Source organism: Glutamicibacter soli (genome assembly GCF_052322135.1).
Lineage (GTDB): Bacteria > Actinomycetota > Actinomycetes > Actinomycetales > Micrococcaceae > Glutamicibacter > Glutamicibacter soli.
The window spans coordinates 819,099-839,486 of sequence record NZ_CM125969.1 but is presented as its reverse complement, the minus strand read 5'-3'; the positions used below and the strand labels follow the sequence as shown (position 1 = coordinate 839,486).

The 20,388-nt window shown below is 66.3% G+C and carries 19 protein-coding genes and 1 tRNA gene; 4 read left to right on the top strand and 16 right to left on the bottom strand.

Going from position 1 to position 20,388, the window contains the following annotated elements:
- The first annotated feature begins 37 nt into the window (after positions 1-37).
- Entirely contained in the window at positions 38-853 is an 816-nt protein-coding gene (locus ACTX90_RS04045) for a hypothetical protein (protein ID WP_424572581.1), read from the top strand.
- Here the strand turns inward: ACTX90_RS04045 and phoH2 are convergent.
- The 5 genes from phoH2 to mca all read right to left on the bottom strand — a co-directional run bounded on the left by phoH2 (position 850) and on the right by mca (position 6,643).
- Positions 850-2,166 carry an RNA 5'-3' helicase PhoH2 gene (gene phoH2, locus ACTX90_RS04040; protein ID WP_161447879.1) on the bottom strand — a complete coding sequence of 439 codons (1,317 nt, stop codon included), beginning with the start codon at positions 2,164-2,166 and terminating at the stop codon, positions 850-852. The two genes, ACTX90_RS04045 and phoH2, sit on opposite strands and share 4 nt — an antisense overlap.
- Before the next feature lie 262 nt (positions 2,167-2,428).
- The gene (locus ACTX90_RS04035; protein ID WP_047118439.1) at positions 2,429-3,190 is read right to left on the bottom strand and encodes an isoprenyl transferase; all 762 of its coding nucleotides are present in this window, start codon (positions 3,188-3,190) and stop codon (positions 2,429-2,431) included.
- Positions 3,191-3,287: 97 nt separating this feature from the next.
- On the bottom strand, positions 3,288-5,393 hold the full coding sequence (locus tag ACTX90_RS04030; RefSeq protein ID WP_443443181.1) for a thioredoxin domain-containing protein: 2,106 nt from the start codon (positions 5,391-5,393) through the stop codon (positions 3,288-3,290).
- 19 nt (positions 5,394-5,412) lie between these two features.
- Positions 5,413-5,694 (bottom strand): hypothetical protein, encoded by a 282-nt coding sequence (locus ACTX90_RS04025; protein WP_053797498.1) that lies wholly within the window; start codon positions 5,692-5,694, stop codon positions 5,413-5,415.
- Between the two features lie 43 nt (positions 5,695-5,737).
- The gene (mca, locus tag ACTX90_RS04020) at positions 5,738-6,643 is read right to left on the bottom strand and encodes a mycothiol conjugate amidase Mca (protein ID WP_443443979.1); all 906 of its coding nucleotides are present in this window, start codon (positions 6,641-6,643) and stop codon (positions 5,738-5,740) included.
- Positions 6,644-6,846: 203 nt separating this feature from the next.
- On the opposite strand from mca, the gene ACTX90_RS04015 reads away from it, so the two are divergent.
- Both ACTX90_RS04015 and greA read left to right on the top strand, forming a co-directional pair.
- Complete coding sequence (locus tag ACTX90_RS04015; protein WP_181728045.1) at positions 6,847-7,266, top strand: DUF4307 domain-containing protein; 420 nt, start codon at positions 6,847-6,849, stop codon at positions 7,264-7,266.
- A gap of 276 nt (positions 7,267-7,542) precedes the next feature.
- A complete protein-coding gene (greA, locus tag ACTX90_RS04010; protein ID WP_047118436.1) occupies positions 7,543-8,037 on the top strand; it encodes a transcription elongation factor GreA in 495 nt (164 codons plus the stop codon).
- Between the two features lie 74 nt (positions 8,038-8,111).
- Here the strand turns inward: greA and ilvA are convergent, their stop codons facing one another.
- The 5 genes from ilvA to ACTX90_RS03985 form a co-directional block, all read right to left on the bottom strand.
- Positions 8,112-9,383, bottom strand: coding sequence for a threonine ammonia-lyase (gene ilvA / locus ACTX90_RS04005; RefSeq protein ID WP_443443178.1), 1,272 nt, complete (start codon positions 9,381-9,383; stop codon positions 8,112-8,114).
- A complete protein-coding gene (locus tag ACTX90_RS04000) occupies positions 9,373-10,689 on the bottom strand; it encodes an AI-2E family transporter (protein WP_443443176.1) in 1,317 nt (438 codons plus the stop codon). The genes ilvA and ACTX90_RS04000 overlap by 11 nt, the downstream gene beginning before the upstream one ends.
- Positions 10,690-10,804: 115 nt before the next feature.
- The gene (locus tag ACTX90_RS03995; protein WP_047118433.1) at positions 10,805-11,623 is read right to left on the bottom strand and encodes a Bax inhibitor-1/YccA family protein; all 819 of its coding nucleotides are present in this window, start codon (positions 11,621-11,623) and stop codon (positions 10,805-10,807) included.
- A gap of 234 nt (positions 11,624-11,857) precedes the next feature.
- Positions 11,858-11,942 (bottom strand) — tRNA-Leu (locus ACTX90_RS03990).
- A 116-nt stretch (positions 11,943-12,058) separates the two neighbouring features.
- Positions 12,059-13,426 (bottom strand): NAD(P)/FAD-dependent oxidoreductase, encoded by a 1,368-nt coding sequence (locus ACTX90_RS03985; protein ID WP_047118429.1) that lies wholly within the window; start codon positions 13,424-13,426, stop codon positions 12,059-12,061.
- Positions 13,427-13,676: 250 nt separating this feature from the next.
- On the opposite strand from ACTX90_RS03985, the gene ACTX90_RS03980 reads away from it, so the two are divergent.
- A complete protein-coding gene (locus ACTX90_RS03980) occupies positions 13,677-14,012 on the top strand; it encodes a hypothetical protein (protein WP_443443174.1) in 336 nt (111 codons plus the stop codon).
- 43 nt (positions 14,013-14,055) lie between these two features.
- Here ACTX90_RS03980 and ACTX90_RS03975 read toward each other — a convergent pair whose 3' ends face one another.
- The 6 genes from ACTX90_RS03975 to ACTX90_RS03950 all read right to left on the bottom strand — a co-directional run bounded on the left by ACTX90_RS03975 (position 14,056) and on the right by ACTX90_RS03950 (position 20,346).
- Positions 14,056-15,561 (bottom strand): S8 family peptidase, encoded by a 1,506-nt coding sequence (locus tag ACTX90_RS03975; protein WP_443443173.1) that lies wholly within the window; start codon positions 15,559-15,561, stop codon positions 14,056-14,058.
- Positions 15,562-15,595: 34 nt separating this feature from the next.
- The gene (locus ACTX90_RS03970; RefSeq protein WP_443443171.1) at positions 15,596-16,528 is read right to left on the bottom strand and encodes a Ppx/GppA phosphatase family protein; all 933 of its coding nucleotides are present in this window, start codon (positions 16,526-16,528) and stop codon (positions 15,596-15,598) included.
- Positions 16,528-17,226, bottom strand: coding sequence for a DUF501 domain-containing protein (locus ACTX90_RS03965; RefSeq protein ID WP_161447893.1), 699 nt, complete (start codon positions 17,224-17,226; stop codon positions 16,528-16,530). Before ACTX90_RS03965 ends, ACTX90_RS03970 begins: the two co-directional genes overlap by 1 nt.
- Before the next feature lie 23 nt (positions 17,227-17,249).
- The gene (locus ACTX90_RS03960) at positions 17,250-18,131 is read right to left on the bottom strand and encodes an FtsB family cell division protein (RefSeq protein WP_235359880.1); all 882 of its coding nucleotides are present in this window, start codon (positions 18,129-18,131) and stop codon (positions 17,250-17,252) included.
- Positions 18,132-18,276: 145 nt separating this feature from the next.
- On the bottom strand, positions 18,277-19,557 hold the full coding sequence (eno, locus tag ACTX90_RS03955; RefSeq protein ID WP_047118425.1) for a phosphopyruvate hydratase: 1,281 nt from the start codon (positions 19,555-19,557) through the stop codon (positions 18,277-18,279).
- 90 nt (positions 19,558-19,647) lie between these two features.
- Complete coding sequence (locus ACTX90_RS03950) at positions 19,648-20,346, bottom strand: MazG nucleotide pyrophosphohydrolase domain-containing protein (protein ID WP_047118424.1); 699 nt, start codon at positions 20,344-20,346, stop codon at positions 19,648-19,650.
- Positions 20,347-20,388: the final 42 nt, after the last annotated feature.

Below are 20,388 nucleotides of genomic sequence, written 5' to 3'. Positions count from 1 at the left end.
CGGTGCTATTCGCGGCTTCGGCTCCTAGACTGGAGTCATGACCCAGCCAGCAGCACCCCCGCTTTTCCCCGGACACCCGCTGCCCGATTCGGCGGCCCGACGGCATGTGCGCGCCCTCGCCCGCTCCGCGCCCTGGCTGAGCACATCGGTGCGCATCTCCTTCCAGGTGCCGCAGGAGTTCCAGGACCCGGCCCGGGGCTTGGAAGGACGCCTGGAGCTGATCCTGCGGCAGCGCGAGGCCGCCGCGGCCTTCGACGAGGCCGGCCGGCCGGTCTACCAGCGCGAGCATTTCACCGCCGACCGCGGACGCGATTACGTGGCCACCGCCTCCGCCTCCTCGTGGAAGCTGCCTGCGGGCCTGACCTCCCCGGTCTTCACCAGCGACCGGCTGGTGCTGCGCCGCCCGGAGATCGCCGGGTTCGGCGACCTGCTGCCGCTGCCCTTCCTGTCCACGATGCTCGACCCGTTCGAGATTGCCGGCGCGGAGCCAGCCTCGCTGGATCTGGCCTTCGACCATCCGACCTACATCCACGAGCTGGCCGAGACCGAGTTCTCCGGGCGCCCGGCGCTGGCGGCGGTGTTGTCCGCTGGGTACAGCTACCGGCCGTGCCTGGCTGACTTCGCGCTGGTGCCGCCGGAAACCAGGACGCTGGTCATGCTGGATGCGGACACCGGGATCTGCGTGCACCGGCGCGTGCTGGATGCCGGCAGCCGGGTTCCGGAAATCAGCCTGCAGGTCCTGGCGCACGACGAGTACTACATCGACTCGCTGTTCACCGCCCCGGCTCCCACGCTGACCGATGTCAGGGCACCGATCCCGTGGGAGCTGCGCAAGGACGCCGGCCGCGGCTAACCCATGTAGGGTCCGTCCAGCATCTCGGTGACCAGCGCGGCGATGGCCGAACGCTCGGAGCGGGTCAGCGTGACGTGCCCGAACAGCGCGTGGCCCTTGAGCTGCTCCACCACCGCGGCCACGCCGTCGTGGCGTCCCACATGCAGGTTGTCGCGCTGGGCCACGTCATGGGTCAGCACCACCTTTGAATTCTGCCCGATGCGCGAGAGCACGGTGAGCAGCACATTGCGTTCCAGGGACTGCGCCTCGTCCACGATCACGAAGGCGTCATGCAGCGAGCGGCCGCGGATGTGGGTCAACGGCAGCACCTCCAGCATGCCGCGGTCCACCACCTCGTCGATCACGTTCTTGGACACGATGGAGCCGAGGGTGTCGAAGACCGCCTGGGCCCAGGGGCCCATCTTCTCCCCTTCGGAGCCCGGCAGGTAGCCCAGTTCCTGCCCGCCGACCGCATACAGCGGACGGAATACGGTGATCTTCCGGTGCTCCCGGCGCTCCATGACAGCTTCCATGCCGGCGCACAGCGCCAGGGCGGACTTGCCGGTGCCTGCATTGCCGCCCAGCGAGACGATGCCTACCCCGGGGTCCATCAGCAGGTCAAGGGCGATGCGCTGCTCGGCGCTGCGCCCGTGCAGCCCGAAGGCCTGCTGGTCGCCGCGCACCAGCTTCAAGGTCGTGGCATCCGTCTTGCGCCCCAGCGCGCTGCCGCGCGGCGAAGTGATCACGAAACCCGTGTTGACCGGGGCGTCGGCGATCTCCGGCAGGTTGGCCAGCTGTTCGCGTTCGTAGAGGGAAGCCATGGCGTCCTCGCCCAGTTCCAGCTGCTGGATTCCGCTCCAACCGGTGGAGGTGATCAGTTCGCTGCGGTAGACCTCCGCATGGATGCCGATGGCCGAGGCCTTGATGCGCATCGGCAGGTCCTTGGTCACCAGGGCGACGTCCTGGCCCTGGTCCAGCAGGTGCTTGGCCACGGCGAGGATCCGGGTGTCGTTCTCTCCGGTCCGCATTCCCACCGGCAGCACCTCGGCGGCGATGTGGTTCAGCTCGATACGCAGCGTTCCACCGAGCTCGGAGACCGGCACCGCGCGGGATAGCCCGCCGTGGCTTGCAATCAGGTCGTCCAGCAGCCGCAGGGCCTGGCGGGCGAAGTACCCGAGTTCCGGGTCCTTGCGCTTGTTCTCCAGCTCGGTGATGACGGTCAGCGGGATCACCACGTGGTGCTCCTCGAAGCGGTACATCGCCCGCGGGTCGGAGAGCAGCACCGACGTATCGATCACGTAGGTCCGGACAGCCTCGTCAGCATTTCGGGTCATGGCAGCGCACCTATTCTCGGTTCCGGCGTGGGGAGCATTCCCCACGCATGTGTGGGGACTCCCGGCACCGGATGTCCAAGGGCGAATCCGGCGGTGAAACCGGTGAACGCTGCTGTGGTCATCTAGTGGGAAACCCTTCGCTCAGCGGGGGCTGCTTGCCCCCGCCTTAGTGCCCACGATAGCCCCAAACCCCGGGCAGCGAACATCGTGTCGGGTTACGAGTAGGCAACGTTTTTCCCAATATTTGCCGCACCGCGGATTCCTAGGTGCCGAAGCGGCGCTGGCGGTCGGCGAAATCGCGCAGGGCGCGCAGGAAATCTACCCGGCGGAAATCCGGCCATAGGGCTTCGCAGAAGTAGAACTCGGAGTAGGCGCTCTGCCAGGTCAAAAAGCCGCTCAGGCGCTGCTCCCCGCTGGTGCGGATCACCAGGTCCGGGTCGGGCTGTCCCTTGGTGTACAGGTAGGACTCGATGTCATCGGTGCACAGCTGGTCGGTGACCTGTTCGAGGGTGCGCCCGTCCTTGGCTGCATCGCGCAGCAGCGACTTGATGGCGTCCAGGATTTCCCGGCGTCCGCCATAGCCGATGGCCACGTTCACGTGCACGCCGCCGCGGTTCGCCGTTGCGGATTCCAGCGCGGCCAGCTTCTGCGCCAGCTCCGCCGGCAGCAGGTCGCGGGCCCCGACCTGCTGGACCTTGACCCGGTTGGTCTCTCCCAGCCGGTCCAGCGTGGACCCGATGACTTCAAGCAGGTCGCGCAGCTCCCCCGGCTCGCGGTTCAGGTTGTCCGTGGAGAGCATGTACAGGGTGACGACCTTGATGTTCAGGTCTTCGCACCAGTCCAGGAACTCCAGGATCTTGTCCGCGCCGGCCTGGTGGCCGGCGACCGTCGGGGTTCCAGCGAGCTTGGCCCAACGGCGGTTGCCGTCCACCATCACGCCGATGTGGTGCGGCAGCTTGTCGGCAGGAAGCGACTTTGCCAGGCGCCGTTCATAGAAACGGTACGCGAGGTTGGGAAGCTGCACCGCGCCCTGCCTTTCATTGGAAGTCAAAAACCCTAGATTCTAAATCTACCGTGTCCGCCCGCCCGTTCCCTTCATCTTGCGTGGCGGAAGCGGTGATTCAGTGGTGGTGCAGGGTTTGCACAAAGCGCTCCAACGAATCCACCGGGGCCTGGCACAGCTCCTTGCGGCATCCCTGGATGCGCAGCGTCCCCGCGGGACCCGCTGCGTCCTTCTCCTCGCGTAGTTCCAGTCGCATCGACCGGCCCAGCCGGCGCAGCCGCGCCAGCTGATCCGGCTGCGCGCCGCCCACGGTCGCGTACTGCACGGGAGCGTTGAGCACGGCCTGGACTTCCAGCGCGGTGGCGACCTGGGTCGGGACTTCGGTGGCCAGCGCCAGCGCATGCACGGTCAGCTCCCCCGCCCGCTCCAGGCCGGCGGCTTGGGCGTTGGTCCAGGCGCCGTCCGCCATGGCCGTGACCGCCCGGCGCGCCAGCGCCATGGCGTACAACGCACCGGCGGCCGGGATGGCGTCATCCAGCACTGTCGCCGCGCCGGCCGCTCGCTGGGCGCTCAGCCGCGCATCCAGCTGCACCGCATCGCGCGGCACCCCGGTCCCAGGATCGATGAAGTCGCCAGCGCGTCCCAGCAGCGCATCGGCGCGCGCTGCCCAGGGCCCGTTGCCTCGCGCGGAGTCAAGGGCCAGCAGTCCCAGGGCCAGCGCCGCGTAGTCCTGCAAGGTTCCCTCGTTGGAGTGCTCGGCCTTCCCGTCGAAGCTGACCCGGGCCAAGCGGCGGGTTTCGGGGTCCCAATGCGCCTGCCACACCGCGGTGGCGGCCTCCTCGGCCATCTCCAGCAATTCGGGTGCGTCCAGCAGGGTGCCGGCCTCGCATAGGGCCTCGATAGCCAGCCCGTTCCATCCGGCGATGACCTTGGCGTCCCGCCCGGGCCGCTGGCGTGTGGCCCGCACCAGGCCGAGCTCCTGTTTCAGCTGGTTCCACAGCGGCTCTTCCCCGGCATGGGGGAATCGGGCCAGCGACAGGCAGTAGCGCCCGGGATCCTCGGCGACCTCGGCGAGCCGGACCAGGTTCGGCGGCAGGGCGTCGAGCCCGTCGAGGGCCGCGTTCAGTTCGGCCCGGGAGAACGTGTAGTAGGCGCCTTCGATGTTCTTCCCCTCGCGCGGCGAATCGGCGTCCAGCGAGCTGGCCAGGGCCTGCGGCCCGCCGCCGTCCGCGCCGACACGCATCTCGCGGCGCAGGAATTCGGCGGTGTCCAAGGCGGCGGCCCGGGCGGCTGCGGCAAGGGCTTCGGCGCGCTGCTGCTGGGCGCCGGCGGCGCCGCGCGCGTATTCCCCGGCGAGCACGGCGCTGCGGGCGCACAACGAGAGCAGCCCGGCGTTGTCGTAGAGCATTTTCTCGAAGTGCGGTACCGACCAGTGCTCGTCCACGCAGTAGCGGGCGAAGCCGCCGCCCAGATGGTCCTGCAGGCCGCCGCACAGGATCGCCTCCAGCGTGGTGGCTGCGGCGTTGAAGGCCTCGTCGCCGCGGCTGCCTCCGGCCAGCGCCGAGCGCCACAGGGTTTTCAGCGCCCAGGTGGGCGGGAATTTCGGTGCGGGCGTGGTGCCGCCCTCAGGTCGGGTGGCGGAGATCCAGTGCGTCACTGCAGCTTCCTGGGACTGCTGCGCGGGCAGCGCCGAATGCAGGGACAACAAGGCGCCCTGCCTGGCGCCAAGCTCCGCCAGGTGGCCGGCGAGCATGTCTGCCTGTTCGGCTAGCCCGTCGCGCTTGGTTTCCCAGGCTTCATTCACGGCGTTGAGCACCTGGGTGAAGGAGGGGGTCTTGCCCCGGGGCACGGCCGGATAGTAGGTTCCGGCGTGGAAGGCTCTGCCGTCGGGCAGGGCGAAGATGGTCATGGGCCAGCCCCCGGCGCCGGTGAGCGCCTGGGTGGCCATCATGTAGGTGTCGTCCACCAGCGGGTGTTCCTCGCGGTCCACCTTGATGGCGACAAAATGCTCGTTGAGCAGCTGCGCGATGGCGGGGTCGTCAAAGGACTCATGGCTCATCACGTGGCACCAGTGGCAGGCCGAATACCCGATGGAGAGCATCACCGGGACATCGCGCAGGCGCGCCTGTTCGAAGGCCTGGTCCCCATAGGGGAACCAGTCCACTAGCTGGTGCGCATGTTGCCTGAGGTATTGGCTCGAAGAGCCTGAAAGTCGCTGAGCCACGACTTCAAGCTAGCACGGACTACTTGTCTTCGCTGGTCTTCGGGTCGATCGGCTCGTCCGGCTCTTCGAGCGTGCGCTTTTCGCCTTCGTCCATCATCTGCTGCTGGCGCTGCTCGGCCTCGGACTGGTAGCGCACACGGCGTACACGACGGACCATGTCACGCATCAGGAAGATGCCGGCGACAACCATCACGGCGGTGAAGACGAAGCCGAGGAAACCGGGACCGTAGTCGCTGGCCTTCTCGGTGCCGAAGGTATTGCGGGTCGATGCCAGGATCACGGACGCGTAAATCGCATTCACGGTGTACAGACAACTCATTTCTACAGCTGGAAGGTATTGGGAACTATCTTAGTCCGGCAAACAGGTCGGACTCCGGCAGTTCGGTGGCCACCTTGGAGGAAATCAAGGTGTAGTCCTCCCACGGCCAGCTTTCAGCATAGACGTGTTCCGGAACGGCGAAGAAGAATCCCTCGGGATCTATCTGGGTTCGGTGCGCCAGCAGGGCCTGATCGCGCTGGGAGAAGTAGTCGGCGCACAGGATCTGGGTGGTCGTGGTGTGTGGTGAAACCCACTTGAACATCTGGTTGTCCTCGTCGGCTTCCCACTGGGCCACGCGCTCGGTGTAGGGCGATTCGTAGCCCGACTCGAGCATCGCGTAGTGCAGGGTGCGGAAGCGCTCCGGGGAGAACGCGCGGTCGTAGTAGAGCTTGCCGACCTGCCACGGGGCGCCCAGCTCGGGGTACATTTCCGGGTTTCCGGCGTGCTCGAAGGCGAAGGTGGAAACCTTGTGGCACTGGATGTGGTCCGGATGCGGGTAGCCGCCGTTTTCGTCATAGGTGACGATGACGTGCGGGCGGAATTCGCGGATCAGCTTGATGATGCCGGCCGAGGCGGTCTCCACCGGCTGCAGGGCGAAGGCGCCGAAGGGAAGCTCGGGCAGCGGGTCGCCCTCGGGGAGCCCGGAGTCGACGTAGCCCAGCCAGCGGTGCTTGATGCCCAGGACCGCGGCGGCTTCAGCCATTTCGGTGCGGCGCACTCCGGCCAGGTCGCGGTGCGCGTGGGCGAGCTCGCCGGCCGCCGCGTTGAGGATGTCCCCGCGTTCGCCGCCGGTGCAGCTGACGACCATGACCTCGGCGCCGGCGTCGACGTAGGCCGCCATGGTCGCGGCGCCCTTGGATGACTCGTCGTCGGGATGCGCATGGATCGCCATGAGCCGCAGGCCCTGGGAAGGGGCGATCTTTTTCATCACGTGGTTCTCCACTGGTCAACTTCCTTCAGCACTTTGTACACTCGCGCGGGGCTTTCGCGCCCGCCCTCTATCTCAACCACTGTCCGACCTCCCGTTATTCCCCGGAGCGAGTCAACGGTAGACTTAACATCCAGGACCCAATGAACGGAAGGCCCTTGAATACCGGGCCACCGCCAAGGCAAGAGAGTGGTGCAAGGCGCGCAATGTCTGATCCAAGCTTAACGGCTCGCTACAACAACCCCAAGAAACGCCACCTGTCGAAAAAGAACCGGAACATCCTGATCGGTTCGGCCCTGGTCATTGGAATCGCCGGCGCAGCCTATTTCGCTTCCTCGAACTATGACGCGCTTTCCTACCAGGACGTCGGTTTCGACGTCGAGTCCCCCACCATGGCCCAGGCGACGATCGCGGTTGAATACAACGCCAAGGACCGGGTGCAGTGCGATGTTCGCGCCATGAACAAAACCAAAGCCATCGTCGGATTCAAGACCATCGTATTGGATCCGGGCGAACAGACCGGCGTGGTGAAGCAAACGCTCACCGTGGATCTGCACACCGACAACCTGGCCGTCACCGCCGGGATCGAGGAATGCACTGTCGTCCCGCAGGACTTCAAAGGCTGACATTTCCCCTGTTGACTCACCTGATAGCTGAAACTATTGGGTTTATTCAGGTTTGGCGACTACTATCGATGAAAAGATACGTTTCGCCCCGCATCGGCGCATGACCGGAAAGACAAACCGGAACATGTTGCTGGCGGGGTCTTTGCTTGCATCTGTAGGAATGCGGCATCCGCCAAACGTACCGAATCCGACTTCGTCGAGGCCACCGTACAGGTGGCTTTCCACTTTCCTGAGGAAGGTGCGGCGAGGTCCCGACTGACCAAAGGAAGTACAACCGTGAGCACCAACAGCAACGAACCCATCGTTTGGCTGACTCAGGAAGCCTACGATCGGCTCAATAATGAACTGACCTTCCTCTCCGGCCCGGGCCGCGCCGAGATCGTTGCCCGTATCGAGCAGGCCCGTTCCGAGGGCGATCTGAAGGAAAACGGTGGATACCACGCAGCCCGCGAGGAGCAGGGCAAGGCCGAAGCGCGCATCCTGTACCTGAAGGACCTGCTGCGCCGTGCGCATGTCGGTGAAGCTCCAGCCGATGACGGAGTTGTCGAGCCGGGCATGCTGGTCGTGGCCAACATCGCCGGCGACGAGACCACTTTCCTGTTCGGTTCGCGCGAGGTTGCCGGCGACACCGACCTGGAGGTCTACTCCGAGCAGTCCCCTATCGGCGTGGCAGTGCACGGCGCCAAGGTGGGCGACAAGCTGACCTACGCCGCCCCGAACGGCCGCGACATCAAGGTGGAGATCATCTCCGCCAAGCCGTTCTCCGCCTAGCACCCGCCAGGCAAGACCATAAGCCGCTGGCCGCCCCCTTCCGGGGGCGGCCAGCGGCTTTTTGCGGGTTCCGGCTAGGCGACGGAGCCGCCTGCGGTATTGGTGATGTGCGGGTCGAATCCTTCGGCGCGCAGGTTGTTCAGCACCATCTTGGAGTGCTCGTGGCCCTTGGTCTCCAAATCGATGGTGATCGCCACGTCGCCCATGGACAGCGATCCGCCGATGCGGGTGTGGTCCAGGCGGGTCACGTTGGCATCCGATTCGGCGATGATGCGCGAGATCTGCGCCAGGGCGCCTGGGCGGTCCGGAAGCATCATGCGGATGGTCAGGAAGCGTCCTGCGGCGGACAGGCCGCGCTGGATCACCTTGAGCATCAGCAGCGGGTCGATGTTGCCGCCGGAGAGGATCACCGCGGTGGTCGCCGGGTTGATCCCGTGCTCCTCCAGCTTGTTCTCCAGCAGCGCCGCGACGCCCACGGCGCCGGCCGGCTCCACCACCAGCTTGTTGCGCTCCAGCAGCACCACCAGGGCGCGGGCCAGCGCGTCCTCGGAGACGGTGACGACGTCGTCCACCAGCTCCTTGATGATCGCGAAGGGCAGCTGGCCGGGTTTGCCCACGGCGATGCCGTCGGCGATGGTGTGCACGGTGTCCAGCGGCACCAGGGCGTCCGCCGCCAACGACGGCGGGTAGGCCGCGGCGTTCTCCGCCTGCACGCCCACCACGCGGATCTCGCGGCCCAGCTCGCGGGCGCGTTCCTTCAGCGCGATGGCCACGCCGGCCAGCAGCCCGCCGCCGCCCACGCCCATGAGCACGGTGTCCACCTCCGGCAGCTGCTCCAGCAGCTCCAGCCCGATGGTGCCCTGCCCGGCGATGATGTCGGGGTGGTCGAAGGGATGCACGAAGACCGCGCCGGTTTCATCCGCGAAGCGCTGTGCCTCGGCCAAGGCCTGGTCCACCGTGTCGCCGAACAAGACGACCTCGGCGCCGTGGTCCCGCGTTGCGGTGAGCTTGGGCAGGGCGACACCCAGCGGCATGTAGATGCGGGCCTTGATGCCCAGGTGGCTGGCGGCCTGCGCGACACCCTGGGCATGGTTGCCTGCCGAGGCGGCGACGACGCCGCGGGCCTTCTCCTCCTCGCTGAGCTTGGCCATGCGCACGTAGGCGCCGCGGACCTTGAAGGATCCGGCGCGCTGCATGTTCTCGCACTTGAGGTAGACCTCGCCGCCCAGGTGCTGGGACAGCACGCGGGAGTGCTCGACCGGGGTCAGCGCGATAACCGGCTTGAGGACCTTCGCGGCTTCCTCGATATCCGCCAGGCTGACCGGAAGTTTGGTTTCAGTGCTCATGATTCTTGTCCTCGGGATGCTCGGGAAGCCGGGGTGTCGGCGCAGGTGATGATGTTGGTGGAGCCGCTGGGGTGGCCGCAGCTTCCGGGTCGGATGCGGGGGCTCTGGCACCGGCCAGATTCGTGCCGTAGTTCTGCGCGACGAATGGATCGTCTTCCCAGCTGCGCCGGGAGAGGTACTTGACGACCGTGTTCAACACGGCCAGCAGCGGCACGGCGAACAGGGCTCCGGCGATATTCGCCACCATGGTGCCTCCGGCCACGGACAGCACCACGGCCAGCGGGTGCAGGCTCACGGCCTTGCCCATGATCAGCGGCTGCAGGATGTGCGATTCAGCCTGCTGCACCAGCAGCACGATGGCCAGCATGATCAACGCATTGACCCAGCCGTTGGAGACCAGCGCGAGCAGCACGGCCAGTGCTCCGGTGACCAGCGCGCCGACCACCGGGATGAAGGAGCCGATGAACACCAGCACGCCCAGCGGCAGGGCCAGCGGGACACCCAGGAAGAATGCGCCGAAGCCGATGCCCAGCGCGTCGATCAGCGCCACCAGCATCTGCACCCGCACGTAGCGCACCAGCGAGGACCAGCCCCGGGTCAGCGCCCCGTCCATGGCGGGCCTGGCGCGGCGCGGCAGCAGGTTGATCAGGAACAGCCCAACCCTGCGCCCATCCAGCAGCAGGAAGATCAGGCAGAAGACCGTCAGCAGGACCCCGGTGAGGATCTGGCCCAGCGCCGAGCCCCAGCTGATGGCTTCGCTCAGGATGTTGCTTGCGTTGCCGCGCAGCTCGGTGAGGGCGTCGTCCAGCACGGTTTGCAGGTCGTCATTGGTCAGCTGCAGGGGACCGTTGAACAGCCAGTCCTGGATCTGCTGGATGCCGGTCAGCGCTTGCGTCCACAGGTCGGCGAACCCGGCGCCAAGGCGCTGGCCCGCGATCGAAAGACCGGCCGTCACCAAGGCCAGGAAGCCGATCAGCGTGATGCCCACGGCCAAGCCATGGGGCACCGCGAGCTTGGCGTGCAGGATCTTGACGACCGGCGACAGCAGACTGGTCAAGAGCGCGGCAACCATGACGGAGATCAGCAGCAGCGAGACCTTGGACAGCAGCCAGAAGACCACCCCCAGCGCGGCGACGATGATCAGCAGGCGCCAGGCCCAGCTCGCCGCCAGGCGCACCCCGTACGGCAGGTCCTCGGCCGTGCGCAGGTCCAGCGACTCGACGGGGACCACGGCGGGCTGGGCAGACTTCAGGGTCGGCAGGTTGCCTCGCAGACGGCGCAGACGCTCTAACCGATTACTTTTCATGTCCCTACGCTACCGCGCCGAGTGCACGCCGATGGATTCCATGTCCAAATTGTGACAAAAAACAAGGACCAGTACCCGATATGGGCACTGGTCCTCGAAATCTAATTCAATATGGCTACTCGTCGCCACGCAGGATTGCCAGAATGCGCAGAATCTCGGTGTAAAGCCAAACCAAGGTCACTGTCAGGCCGAAGGCGCCGCGCCAAGCCATGATGGCCGGGGCACCCTGCTTGGACAGTTCCTCGATCATGGTGAAGTCCGAAACCAGCGCGTAGGTGGCCAGCAGGATCGCCAGCACGCCGATGATCAGGCCCAGCGCCCCGCCGCCGGCGCTGCGCAGGCCGAACATGCCGTCGACGACGCCGGTGAGCATGAGCACCATGTTCAGCAGCGAGAAGACGACCATGCCGATCATGGCGACCATGAACATCTTGTTCAGCTTCGGGGTCATGCGGTACTTGCCCGAGCGGTACAAGGCCAGGGTCACGCCGGCTACGGCGAAGGTGGCGACCACTGCCTGGATGGCAACGCCTGGGTACAGACCGTCGAGGAACTGCGACAGGCCGCCGAGGAACAGGCCTTCGGCTGCCGCGTAGAGGAGGATCAGCGCCGGGGAAGGCTTCTTCTTGAAGGCGTTGACCAAGCCGAGGACGAAACCGACCAAGGCGCCGGGAAGCATCAGGGCAGGAACCACCCAGCCAATGGCCGCGCCGATCACCACAAGGCCGAGGGTGAAAATGGTCTTGTTGATGGTGTCGCCGATGGTCATGCGACCCATGTCGGCGCTGGTGGCGGCCGGCTGCTGGTACATGTTGTCCAGCTGCTCGGCACTCAGGTTGGCGGTGTCACGGAATCCAACCGGAGCACCGGGCTTGGTGGCCCATGCGTCGGCCTGGTTCTTCGAACCAAAGATTGGGTTGCCGCTCAAGATTATTCCCCCGTAGGTTGTCTGGTCAGTAGGCAGGCAGTACGAAATATTGCTGTTCTTAACAGTATTGATAATTGCTGTGAATCTGCTCAGTCAAAGGGATGATTTCAGCCTTTGGAGACCGAAATTTCTACTCCATGAGCGAAAATCCCGGATTGGGCCGCGGGACGGCCGCAGAGGCTGCGCTTGGATGCACTAAAGCTCCGGACGCCCTTGCGGGAAGTCCGGAGCTTTCAAATGTGGTGCCCCCAGTGGGACTCGAACCCACAAGCCTTGCGGCAGCTGATTTTAAGTCAGCCGTGTATGCCAATTCCACCATAGGGGCAGGACTCTAAAATCCTACGCGATCGATTCGGGAAACGGGAAATTGCCCGGCACGCAGGTTGGGGACCGCCTGCAAGGCGATCCCCAACCCGTGATTCGATCATCGGCCGCGAAGTGCTACTTCTTCGGCTTGGCGGTTTCCTCGAAGGCGGTGCGGGGTGCTTCGAGGTTGTTCAGCTGCAGCGCGTCGCGGGTGAAGAACCAGGCAACCATCCAGTCGCCGACCACGCGGAACTTGCGCTCGAAGGTCGGCATGGCCATGCCGTGGTAGCCGCGGTGGGCCATCCATGCCGGCCAGCCCTTGAGCTTGATGCCGACGACCTTGGCAACACCCTTGTTCTTGCCGAAGCCTGCCACGGCGCCGAGGTTCTTGTGCTTGTATTCCTTGATGCGGCCAACGCCGTAGCGGGCTGCGTACAGGTTCTTTGCCAGCAGCTTGGCCTGGCGCACGGCGTGCTGCGCGTTCGGCACGCAGGTGCCGTCCGGCAGGCCGCCGGTGACGTCCTTGACTGCCGAAACGTCGCCGGCTGCCCAGGCGCCTTCCAGCGCATCGCCATTCGCGTCCTTGATGCGCAGGTCGGTGCGGGTCTCGATGCGGCCGCGCTGCTCGATCGGGAAATCGGTGGAGCGGACCATCGGGTTGGCCATGACGCCGGCGCACCAGATCAGGGTGTCCGAGTAGAAGGCGTCGGCCGGGGACTTGTCGGCCATGTTGATCAGCTGCAGGTAGCCATCGGTGGCGTCGGCCAGCGAGGTGTTCAGCAGGACCTCGATGCCGCGGCTGCGCAGGTGCTCGACAACCCATTCGGCCTGCTCGGCGGTCACTTCAGGCATGATGCGGCCCATGGCCTCGACCAGCACGAAGCGGACTTCGCTCTGCTGCACGCGGTCGTTCAGGCTTACCAGGTGGCGTGCCATGTCCTCGAGCTCGGCGATGGTCTCGATGCCGGCGAAGCCGCCGCCGACCACCACGAAGGTCAGGGCGCGCTTGCGGGCTTCAGGATCAGTCATGTTCGAAGCCGACTCGATGCGCTCGGCAACCTTGTTGCGCAGCGCGATGGCCTCTTCGATGGTCTTCAGGCCGATGCCCTGCTCGGCCAGGCCGGTGATCGGGAAGGTGCGGGTGACCGCACCGGCGGACATCACGACATCGGTGTATTCAAGTTCGTACTCTTCGCCGTTGACCGGAGCAATGACGGCCTTCTTGCTGGCGTGGTCGATGCTCAGCACGCGGCCGTTGATCAGCTCGGAGTGCTTGAGGTGCTGACGGTGGGAGACCACGACGTGGCGCGGTTCGATCTGGCCGCCTGCAACTTCCGGCAGGAACGGCTGGTAGGTCATATATGGGTTCGGGTCGACCACGGTGACGATGCCGCCGTGGGACTTAACCTTCTTCTGCAGATTCATCGCAACGTACAGGCCAACATAGCCACCGCCAACGACGAGAATGCGAGGACGCTTCTGGGAGCTTTCGATGATCGACATACTGTCGATTCTACGCGGATTTTCGGAGTTAGTGAAAATATTCACTAACTTAATGAGTATGTTTAATCACGTAACCGTCGCCCGTCCGGCCACGGTGCGGAGCATTCGCCATGGCAGCCGGTGATCAGGGTGCGGATTCCGTGTTTTTCACGGCTGTTTCACTGCCCGCAAGCGCCGTCCACGCAAGCTGGCGGACGGCACGCTGTGGGGCCGCCCGGCCGAGGCGCGTCGGACGTGCAATGGTTGGGTCGTGCGCGCATTCCGAAGGTTCCTGATTTGCCTGGCCACCTTGCTGACGCTGCTGGGAGCTGCCGGCAGCGTGATCATGTTCCTCCAGCCCTGGCGCAGCTGCCCGGAGATCGATGACAGCTCCGCCGGCTGCCCCGCCACCGAACGCGACCTCGCGCTGCTGGGGCTGGCCGTTGCCGCAATGCTGATCGGGCTCGTCCTCTGGATCGCCGCCGTTCCCCGGTACCAGAGGATCACCGGTGAATTCGCGGCGCCGTTCGGGGCCCTGCCGGCCCCGCCGGCCCCGGGCGCCCCGCCCGTCTCTTCCGACAGGGAATCCACGGACAAAGAGCAGTGAATAAGGAGATGACCCGGCATCCTTGCGGACACCGGGTCATCATCTACTTCTCGTCCTCGGGAATATCGTCGAACAGGTCGCGTCCCTCATTGGGCTTGCCGACCGGCAAATCGCTGAGCTTGGCCGAGTGCACTTGGGCTGTCAAGGCCTGCTTCCGGGCCCTGGAGCCGACCTGCACACCGCCGATGACCAGCACCAGCAGCAGGATCAGCGATCCGCCGATGACCAGCATCGGCTGCAGCGCCGGGGTCGAAGTGTCCGGGGCGATCGGTTCCGGAGCCGCCACCTGCTTCAGGTCCGACTTCTCCTTGGAAACGCCCGGGTCGGGCACGTCCGAGGCCTGGTCGCTATTGCGGCGGTGCACCCGGATCCATTCGGCGATGGTGCCCAGCGGATTCTCGCTGACCGCCGGGACGTCCGCATTCACCGCGGCGTTCGCATCGATGATGCCGTAGCCGTAGAGGTTGTCGACCCCGTCGGCACCGGTGTCCTTGGCGGTCTTCAGGATGCGGTTGATGACCTGCTCCGCGGGCATGTCCGGGTACTTGGAGCGGATCAACGCCGCCACGCCCGCCACGAGCGGCGCCGCGCCGGAGGTGCCCGACCAGCGGGCGTAGCCGTTGTCCGGCAGCCCGCCGACCAGCTTCTCCGCCGGGGCCGCCACGCCGATGGAGATGCCCTCCGTGGAGGAGTCCTGCGAGGCCTTGCCGTTCTCGTCGACGCCCGCGACGGTCAGCACCCCCGGGATCGTGGCCGGCGCGCCGACCTGGTTCATGCCGCCGGAGCGGTTGCCTGCGGCGGCCACGACAACCACGTCGCGCTCCTCGGCGTACTTGAATGCTTCGTCCCAGCTTTCGGGCCAGGCCGGGCTGGTGGAGCCCAGGGACATGTTGATGACCTTGGCTCCGGAGTCCACGGCGTACTTCACCGCCTTGGGGATCTGCTGCTCCACGGAAATGCCCGATGGGTTGCCGTCGCCCATCCACAGCGACACGGACAGCAGCTCGGCCTTGGGCGCCACGCCGAGCACCCCGTCCTTGCCGCCGGTCAGTGCCGGGACCTTTTCGTATTCGGGTTCCTCCGGGACGTCCTTGTCATCTTCCTCGGCGGTCTTCTTGGCCTGTTCCCAAGCCGACTTCAACCGCTGGTTCTCTGAGGTGACCCGGTCGATTTCCCCCTGGTTGTTGCCGCGGCCGGCCAGCAGGGTGGCCACCAGGGTGCCGTGCTCGCTCATCACGCCGATGGGCTTATCGCCCTTGGCACCCCCGGCCCCGGACATGTCGGCGCCGCCCACCACGGCTCCCTTGAGGTCGCGGTGGCTCGTGTCGATGCCGGTGTCGATGACGGCGACCTTCACGCCCTCGCCCTTGGTTTCCTTCTGCGCATCGGTGACTCCCAGCGACTTCAGCCAGTATTCGGCGTTGCGCATGTCGTCGGCCTGCGCCACGGAGCTGGGCAGCAGGAACGCGAAGGCCAGCAGGGTCGCGAGCAGGGCCGAAACGGCGGTGCGCGCGCCGGCCGGGCGGCCGGAACGTACTGGTTGTTTCAAGGTCATCTCCTGCCCTGTCTTGCCTGCGGTGTAATCAAGCGCGCTGCGCGGCAGAGGCCGCGATGCCGTCGAGGATGTCGTGCTCCGAGGCGACCAGCAGCATCTCGCGGTGTCCGCTAGCGCGCTCAAGGTAATCCAGGATGCGCTCGACGATGACCGCGCCGGCCTGGATGACGTCCACGCGGCCCGGATGCATGAAGCCCAGCGCCTGGCGCTGCTCGCGGGTATAGGAGAGCATCGAGGCGGTAGCCTGGCTCATCTGGGCGAAACTCAGCTCGGCTCCGTGGATGGCCGCGGAATCGTACTGCCTCAGCCCCAGCGCCTGCGCGGTGAGGGTGGTGCAGGTGCCGGCGACCATGATCACCGCGTCGACCTGGCTCACGTCCACCACGCCGTCCAGGGTCTGCAGGGTCGAATCCAGGAATTCCAGGCTCTGTCGCGAGCGCAGCCCATCGAGGTGGAAGCGTTCGGTCACGCGCACGCAGCCCATGTCCAGGCTTGCGGCCGCGAGCGGGCCGCTCTGGTCGCCCAGCACGAACTCGGTGGATCCGCCGCCCAGGTCGATGACCAGCACCTGCCCGGGTTTGCCGGCGCGCACCGAGGCGGCTCCGGCGAAGGACAGCTGGGCCTCCTCCTGGCCGCTGATGACCTCCGGCTCGACGCCGAGGATCGAGGTGATCTTGCTGGTGAACAGCTCGCGGTTCGAGGCGTCGCGGGCGGCGGAGGTGGCCGCGAAGCGGATGGCCTGGACCTGGTGCTCGTCGCACAGCTTCTTGTATTCCTTGACCGCCGCGAAGGTGCGCTCCAAGGCTTCGGGGGCGAAGGCGCCGGTGGCGTCCACTCCCTGGCCCAGGCGCACGACGCGCATGGTGCGCACCACGTCGCGCAGCTCGCTGCCATCCGCGGCGACGTCGGCGATCAGCAGGCGGATGGAGTTGGTCCCACAGTCGATACCGGCGACGCGCATTACTTCTGCTCCCCGGCGTTCTGCGCGGCCTCGCGGGCCGCGCGCTTCGCGGCGCGTTCGGCGCGCTTGACGGCCGGGTCGACCTTTTCCTGGGTCTTCACGTGGCGCGAACGGTCCTGGCTGGGGGCCTGGCCCTCGGTGTCCCAGGCGCCCACGCAGAAGCACTTGTCCTTGGTCCACCATGGCGCGATGGCTTCCAGCGCCTCGTCGCCCAGCGGGTTCACGCCCTCGCCGGCGGCCAGCGAATGGCCCACCAGCACGTGCAGGCACTTCACGCGCGTCGGCATGCCGCCGGCCGAGACGCCGGCGATCTCCGGCACCGCCCCGGTGCCCGAACGCTCGCCGATGGCGTCGCGGTTGGCCAGGTAGGAGTCGTGGGCCGCGGCGTAGGCGGAGGCCAGCGGCGCCTCGGCGGCCAGGCGATCGTTCATCTCGTTCATCAGCCCGGCGGCTTCCAGCCGCGACACGGCGGAGGTGATCACCGGGTGGGTCAGGTAGTAGGTCGTCGGGAACGGAATGCCCGAGGAAAGCCGCGGCGCGGTGGTGGCGACCAGCGGGTTGCCGCACACGCAGCGTGCACCGATTTCCACCACATCCCGCACCGGACGGTTCAGCTGGCGGCTGAGGGTGTCCAGGTCCTGCTCGCTGGGTACTCGTCCGGCGGCGTCCAGGGCTTCGCGGATGGGCTGTTCAGTCACGTTTCGTCTCTTTGCGTCGTCGGTCAGTCTGTTGCGGAACGGGTGATCGAGTCGATGAGCGCATCGACCCAGGGCAGTTCCTGGCGCACTTCGTAGGTGCTGCCGTTGCCGGATTCGGCGCTCTGGTCTTCGGGCTTCTCGCCAACAACCATGTAGAGCTTCTCACCGGGCATCACCAAGTTTATCCGCTCGCGGGCCTGCTGCTTGATGTACAGCGGGTCATCCCACCGGGCGATCTCCGCTTTCAGCTCGTCGCGCTGGGCTTCCATCGCCGCGATGGAAGCGCGCAGCTCGTTGATCTGGGCCATCTGGGTGCGGTAGTAGTTCACCGTGGGAACCAGCATGACCGCGAAGAAGGCGAAGACCACGATCAGCGCGGCGATGCGTCCGGAGAAGCGGTGGGCCGCCACCGGTTCGCCCTGCTGGACCGGCGCCTGCGGCTCGGGCTTCTGGCCCGGCTTGCGGCGCACTGCCATGGAGAACTTGGCCCGGTCTTCGCGGCGCCGCTCGTTCTGCTTTTCCTTGGCGCGCTCGCGCAGCGGACGCTTGGAACCCTCGGGGTGGGCGGCGCGCTGGGGAGCAGGGGCGCCCGGTTCCTCGGGTTTGGCGCGGCGGCCGGCCGGTGCTGCCGGTTTGCCGGCGGCAGGCTTGGCGGCCGAAGGCTTGGAGCTGCCGGGCTTGGAGCCACCCGGCGTGGAATGGGCCTGCGTGGACCGCGAGGGGCTGGGAAGCTTGCGGACCTTCGGCGCGGACGCGGGGCGTTCGGTGTCCCGCACGATATGCAGTGCATCGGTCGCCGGTTCGGGCTCGGGGGCCGGCGCCTGGCCGGCGGCGGCGCGGTTCGCGGCCTCCGGGAATTCCAGCGGCTTGCCCTGTCCCTGGTGAGGGGTGTTCCTTCGTGGCATGCGCGGTGGTCGCTGGGCCATATTCCCCCATTCCCCATGGTGTTCTGCAAGTGGTACATCCGTGGAAAATCGACGATATCTCCATTAAATAACGAAAAGCCCGCCGGTATCCACTACCGACGAGCTTATTCGCTTTAGCTGGTGATTAGCTGTTGAAACGCGGGAACGCGCTCTTGCCAGCGTAAACTGCCGAGGCGCCGAGGTCTTCCTCGATGCGCAGCAGCTGGTTGTACTTGGCCACGCGCTCGGAGCGGGCTGGGGCACCGGTCTTGATCTGACCTGCGTTGGTGGCCACGCAGATGTCCGCGATGGTCACGTCCTCGGTCTCGCCCGAACGGTGCGAGGTGATGGTGGTGTAGCCGGCACGCTGGGCCAGGGTGATGGCGTCCAGGGTCTCGGTCAGGGTGCCGATCTGGTTGACCTTCACCAGCAGCGAGTTGGCGGTGCCCTTTTCGATGCCGTCGGCCAGGCGCTGCGGGTTGGTCACGAACAGGTCGTCGCCCACCAGCTGCACCTTGTCGCCGATGGCGTCGGTCAGGGTCTTCCAGCCGTCCCAGTCGTTCTCGTCCAGCGGATCCTCGATGGAAACCAGCGGGAAGTCGGCAACCAGGGCTGCGTAGTAGTCGCTCATCTGGGCGGCCGTGCGGGCTTCGCCTTCGAACTGGTAGGCGCCGTTCTCGTAGAACTCGGAGGAGGCGACGTCCAGGGCCAGGGCGATGTCCTCGCCCGGGGTGTAGCCGGCGCGCTTGATTGCCTCGGTGATCAGTTCCAGTGCCGCGCGGTTGCTCGGCAGGTTCGGCGCGAAGCCGCCCTCGTCGCCCAGGCCGGTGGAAAGGTTCTTTTCCTTCAGCACGTCCTTGAGGTTGTGGTACACCTCGACGCCCCAGCGCAGGCCCTCGGAGAAGGACTCGGCGCCCAGCGGGGCGATCATGAATTCCTGGATGTCAACATCGGAGTCGGCGTGCGAGCCGCCGTTGAGGATGTTCATCAGCGGAACCGGCAGGACGTGGCCATTCGGGCCGCCCAGGTACTTGAACAGCGGCAGGTTCGCGCTGACTGCGGCGGCGTTGGCCACGGCCAGCGAGACGCCCAGGATGGCGTTAGCGCCGAGCTTGGACTTGTTGCTGGTGCCGTCCAGGTCCAGCATTGCCTGGTCGATGGCACGCTGGTCGGTGGCGTCAAGGCCCTCCAGCTCGTCAGCGATTTCCTCGATGACGGACTCGACTGCGCCCAGTACACCCTTGCCCAGGTAGCGGCTCTGGTCACCGTCGCGGCGCTCTACTGCCTCGAACTGGCCGGTGGAGGCGCCGGATGGAACGGCGGCGCGGCCGTGCGAACCATCGGTGAGCAGGACCTCGACCTCAACGGTCGGATTGCCGCGGGAATCAAGGATTTCGCGCGCGTGAATGGCGTCAATCAATGCCATGAGTATGGACTCCTTGTAGAAAGGGGTGGTCAATGGGCTGGCCAGCCAGCGGTCGCTGAGTGACCGTTGGCGCCGTTGCCTGTCTCTAGCCTAGCGCTTTGAACCTGATTCGGGCGACGATGTTTCGTCCGCCTTCACCCCGTAGCTGCGCTGCAGCTGGTCGCGGAGCACCGATTCCGCGTCCAAGCCCAGCTGTTCGGCGCGCGCCGTGAGCGCCATCAGCTCGGCGGCGAGGCTGCGTTCATCGACCACGCGGCCGCGCACCTCGGGACTGATCCGGTGTTCCCCGGCGGCCGGGGAATCCGCCCTGGTATGGCGGTCAAGCAGCTTCTGCGCCAGCGTCAACGAGGGAAGGCCGGCAGGCAGGCCGGCGTTGCGGCGCACCCGCGGGGCGCCGCCCCGCTCGGCCTGCTTGGCCGCGTCCCAGACCCGGATGATTTCATCGACGTCGCTGACGACGTCCTGGCGGACATTCCCCTGGGCATCGAAAACATGGCGATTGCGGCGCAGCAGCTTGGCGTCCAGGGTGGCTGCGACCTCCTCCAGCGTGAAGCTTTCCTGCTCCTCGGCGATGAGCGAATGCAGCAGGATCTGGAAGAACACGTCGCCCAGTTCTTCCTTGAGCGCCGGCGCGTCCCCCGCTCCGATGGCATCCAGGACCTCGTAGCTTTCCTCGATCAGGTAGGTGCGCAGCGATTCGTGGGTCAGCGCCGCAGTCCACGCGCATTTCTCGCGCAGGGTGCGCACGGTCTGGATCAGGTGGTCCATGGAAGTTCTCTCGCTGGGCATGCATTCATCCTATCCCCGCGGAATCGGCCCCTGACAGGGTCC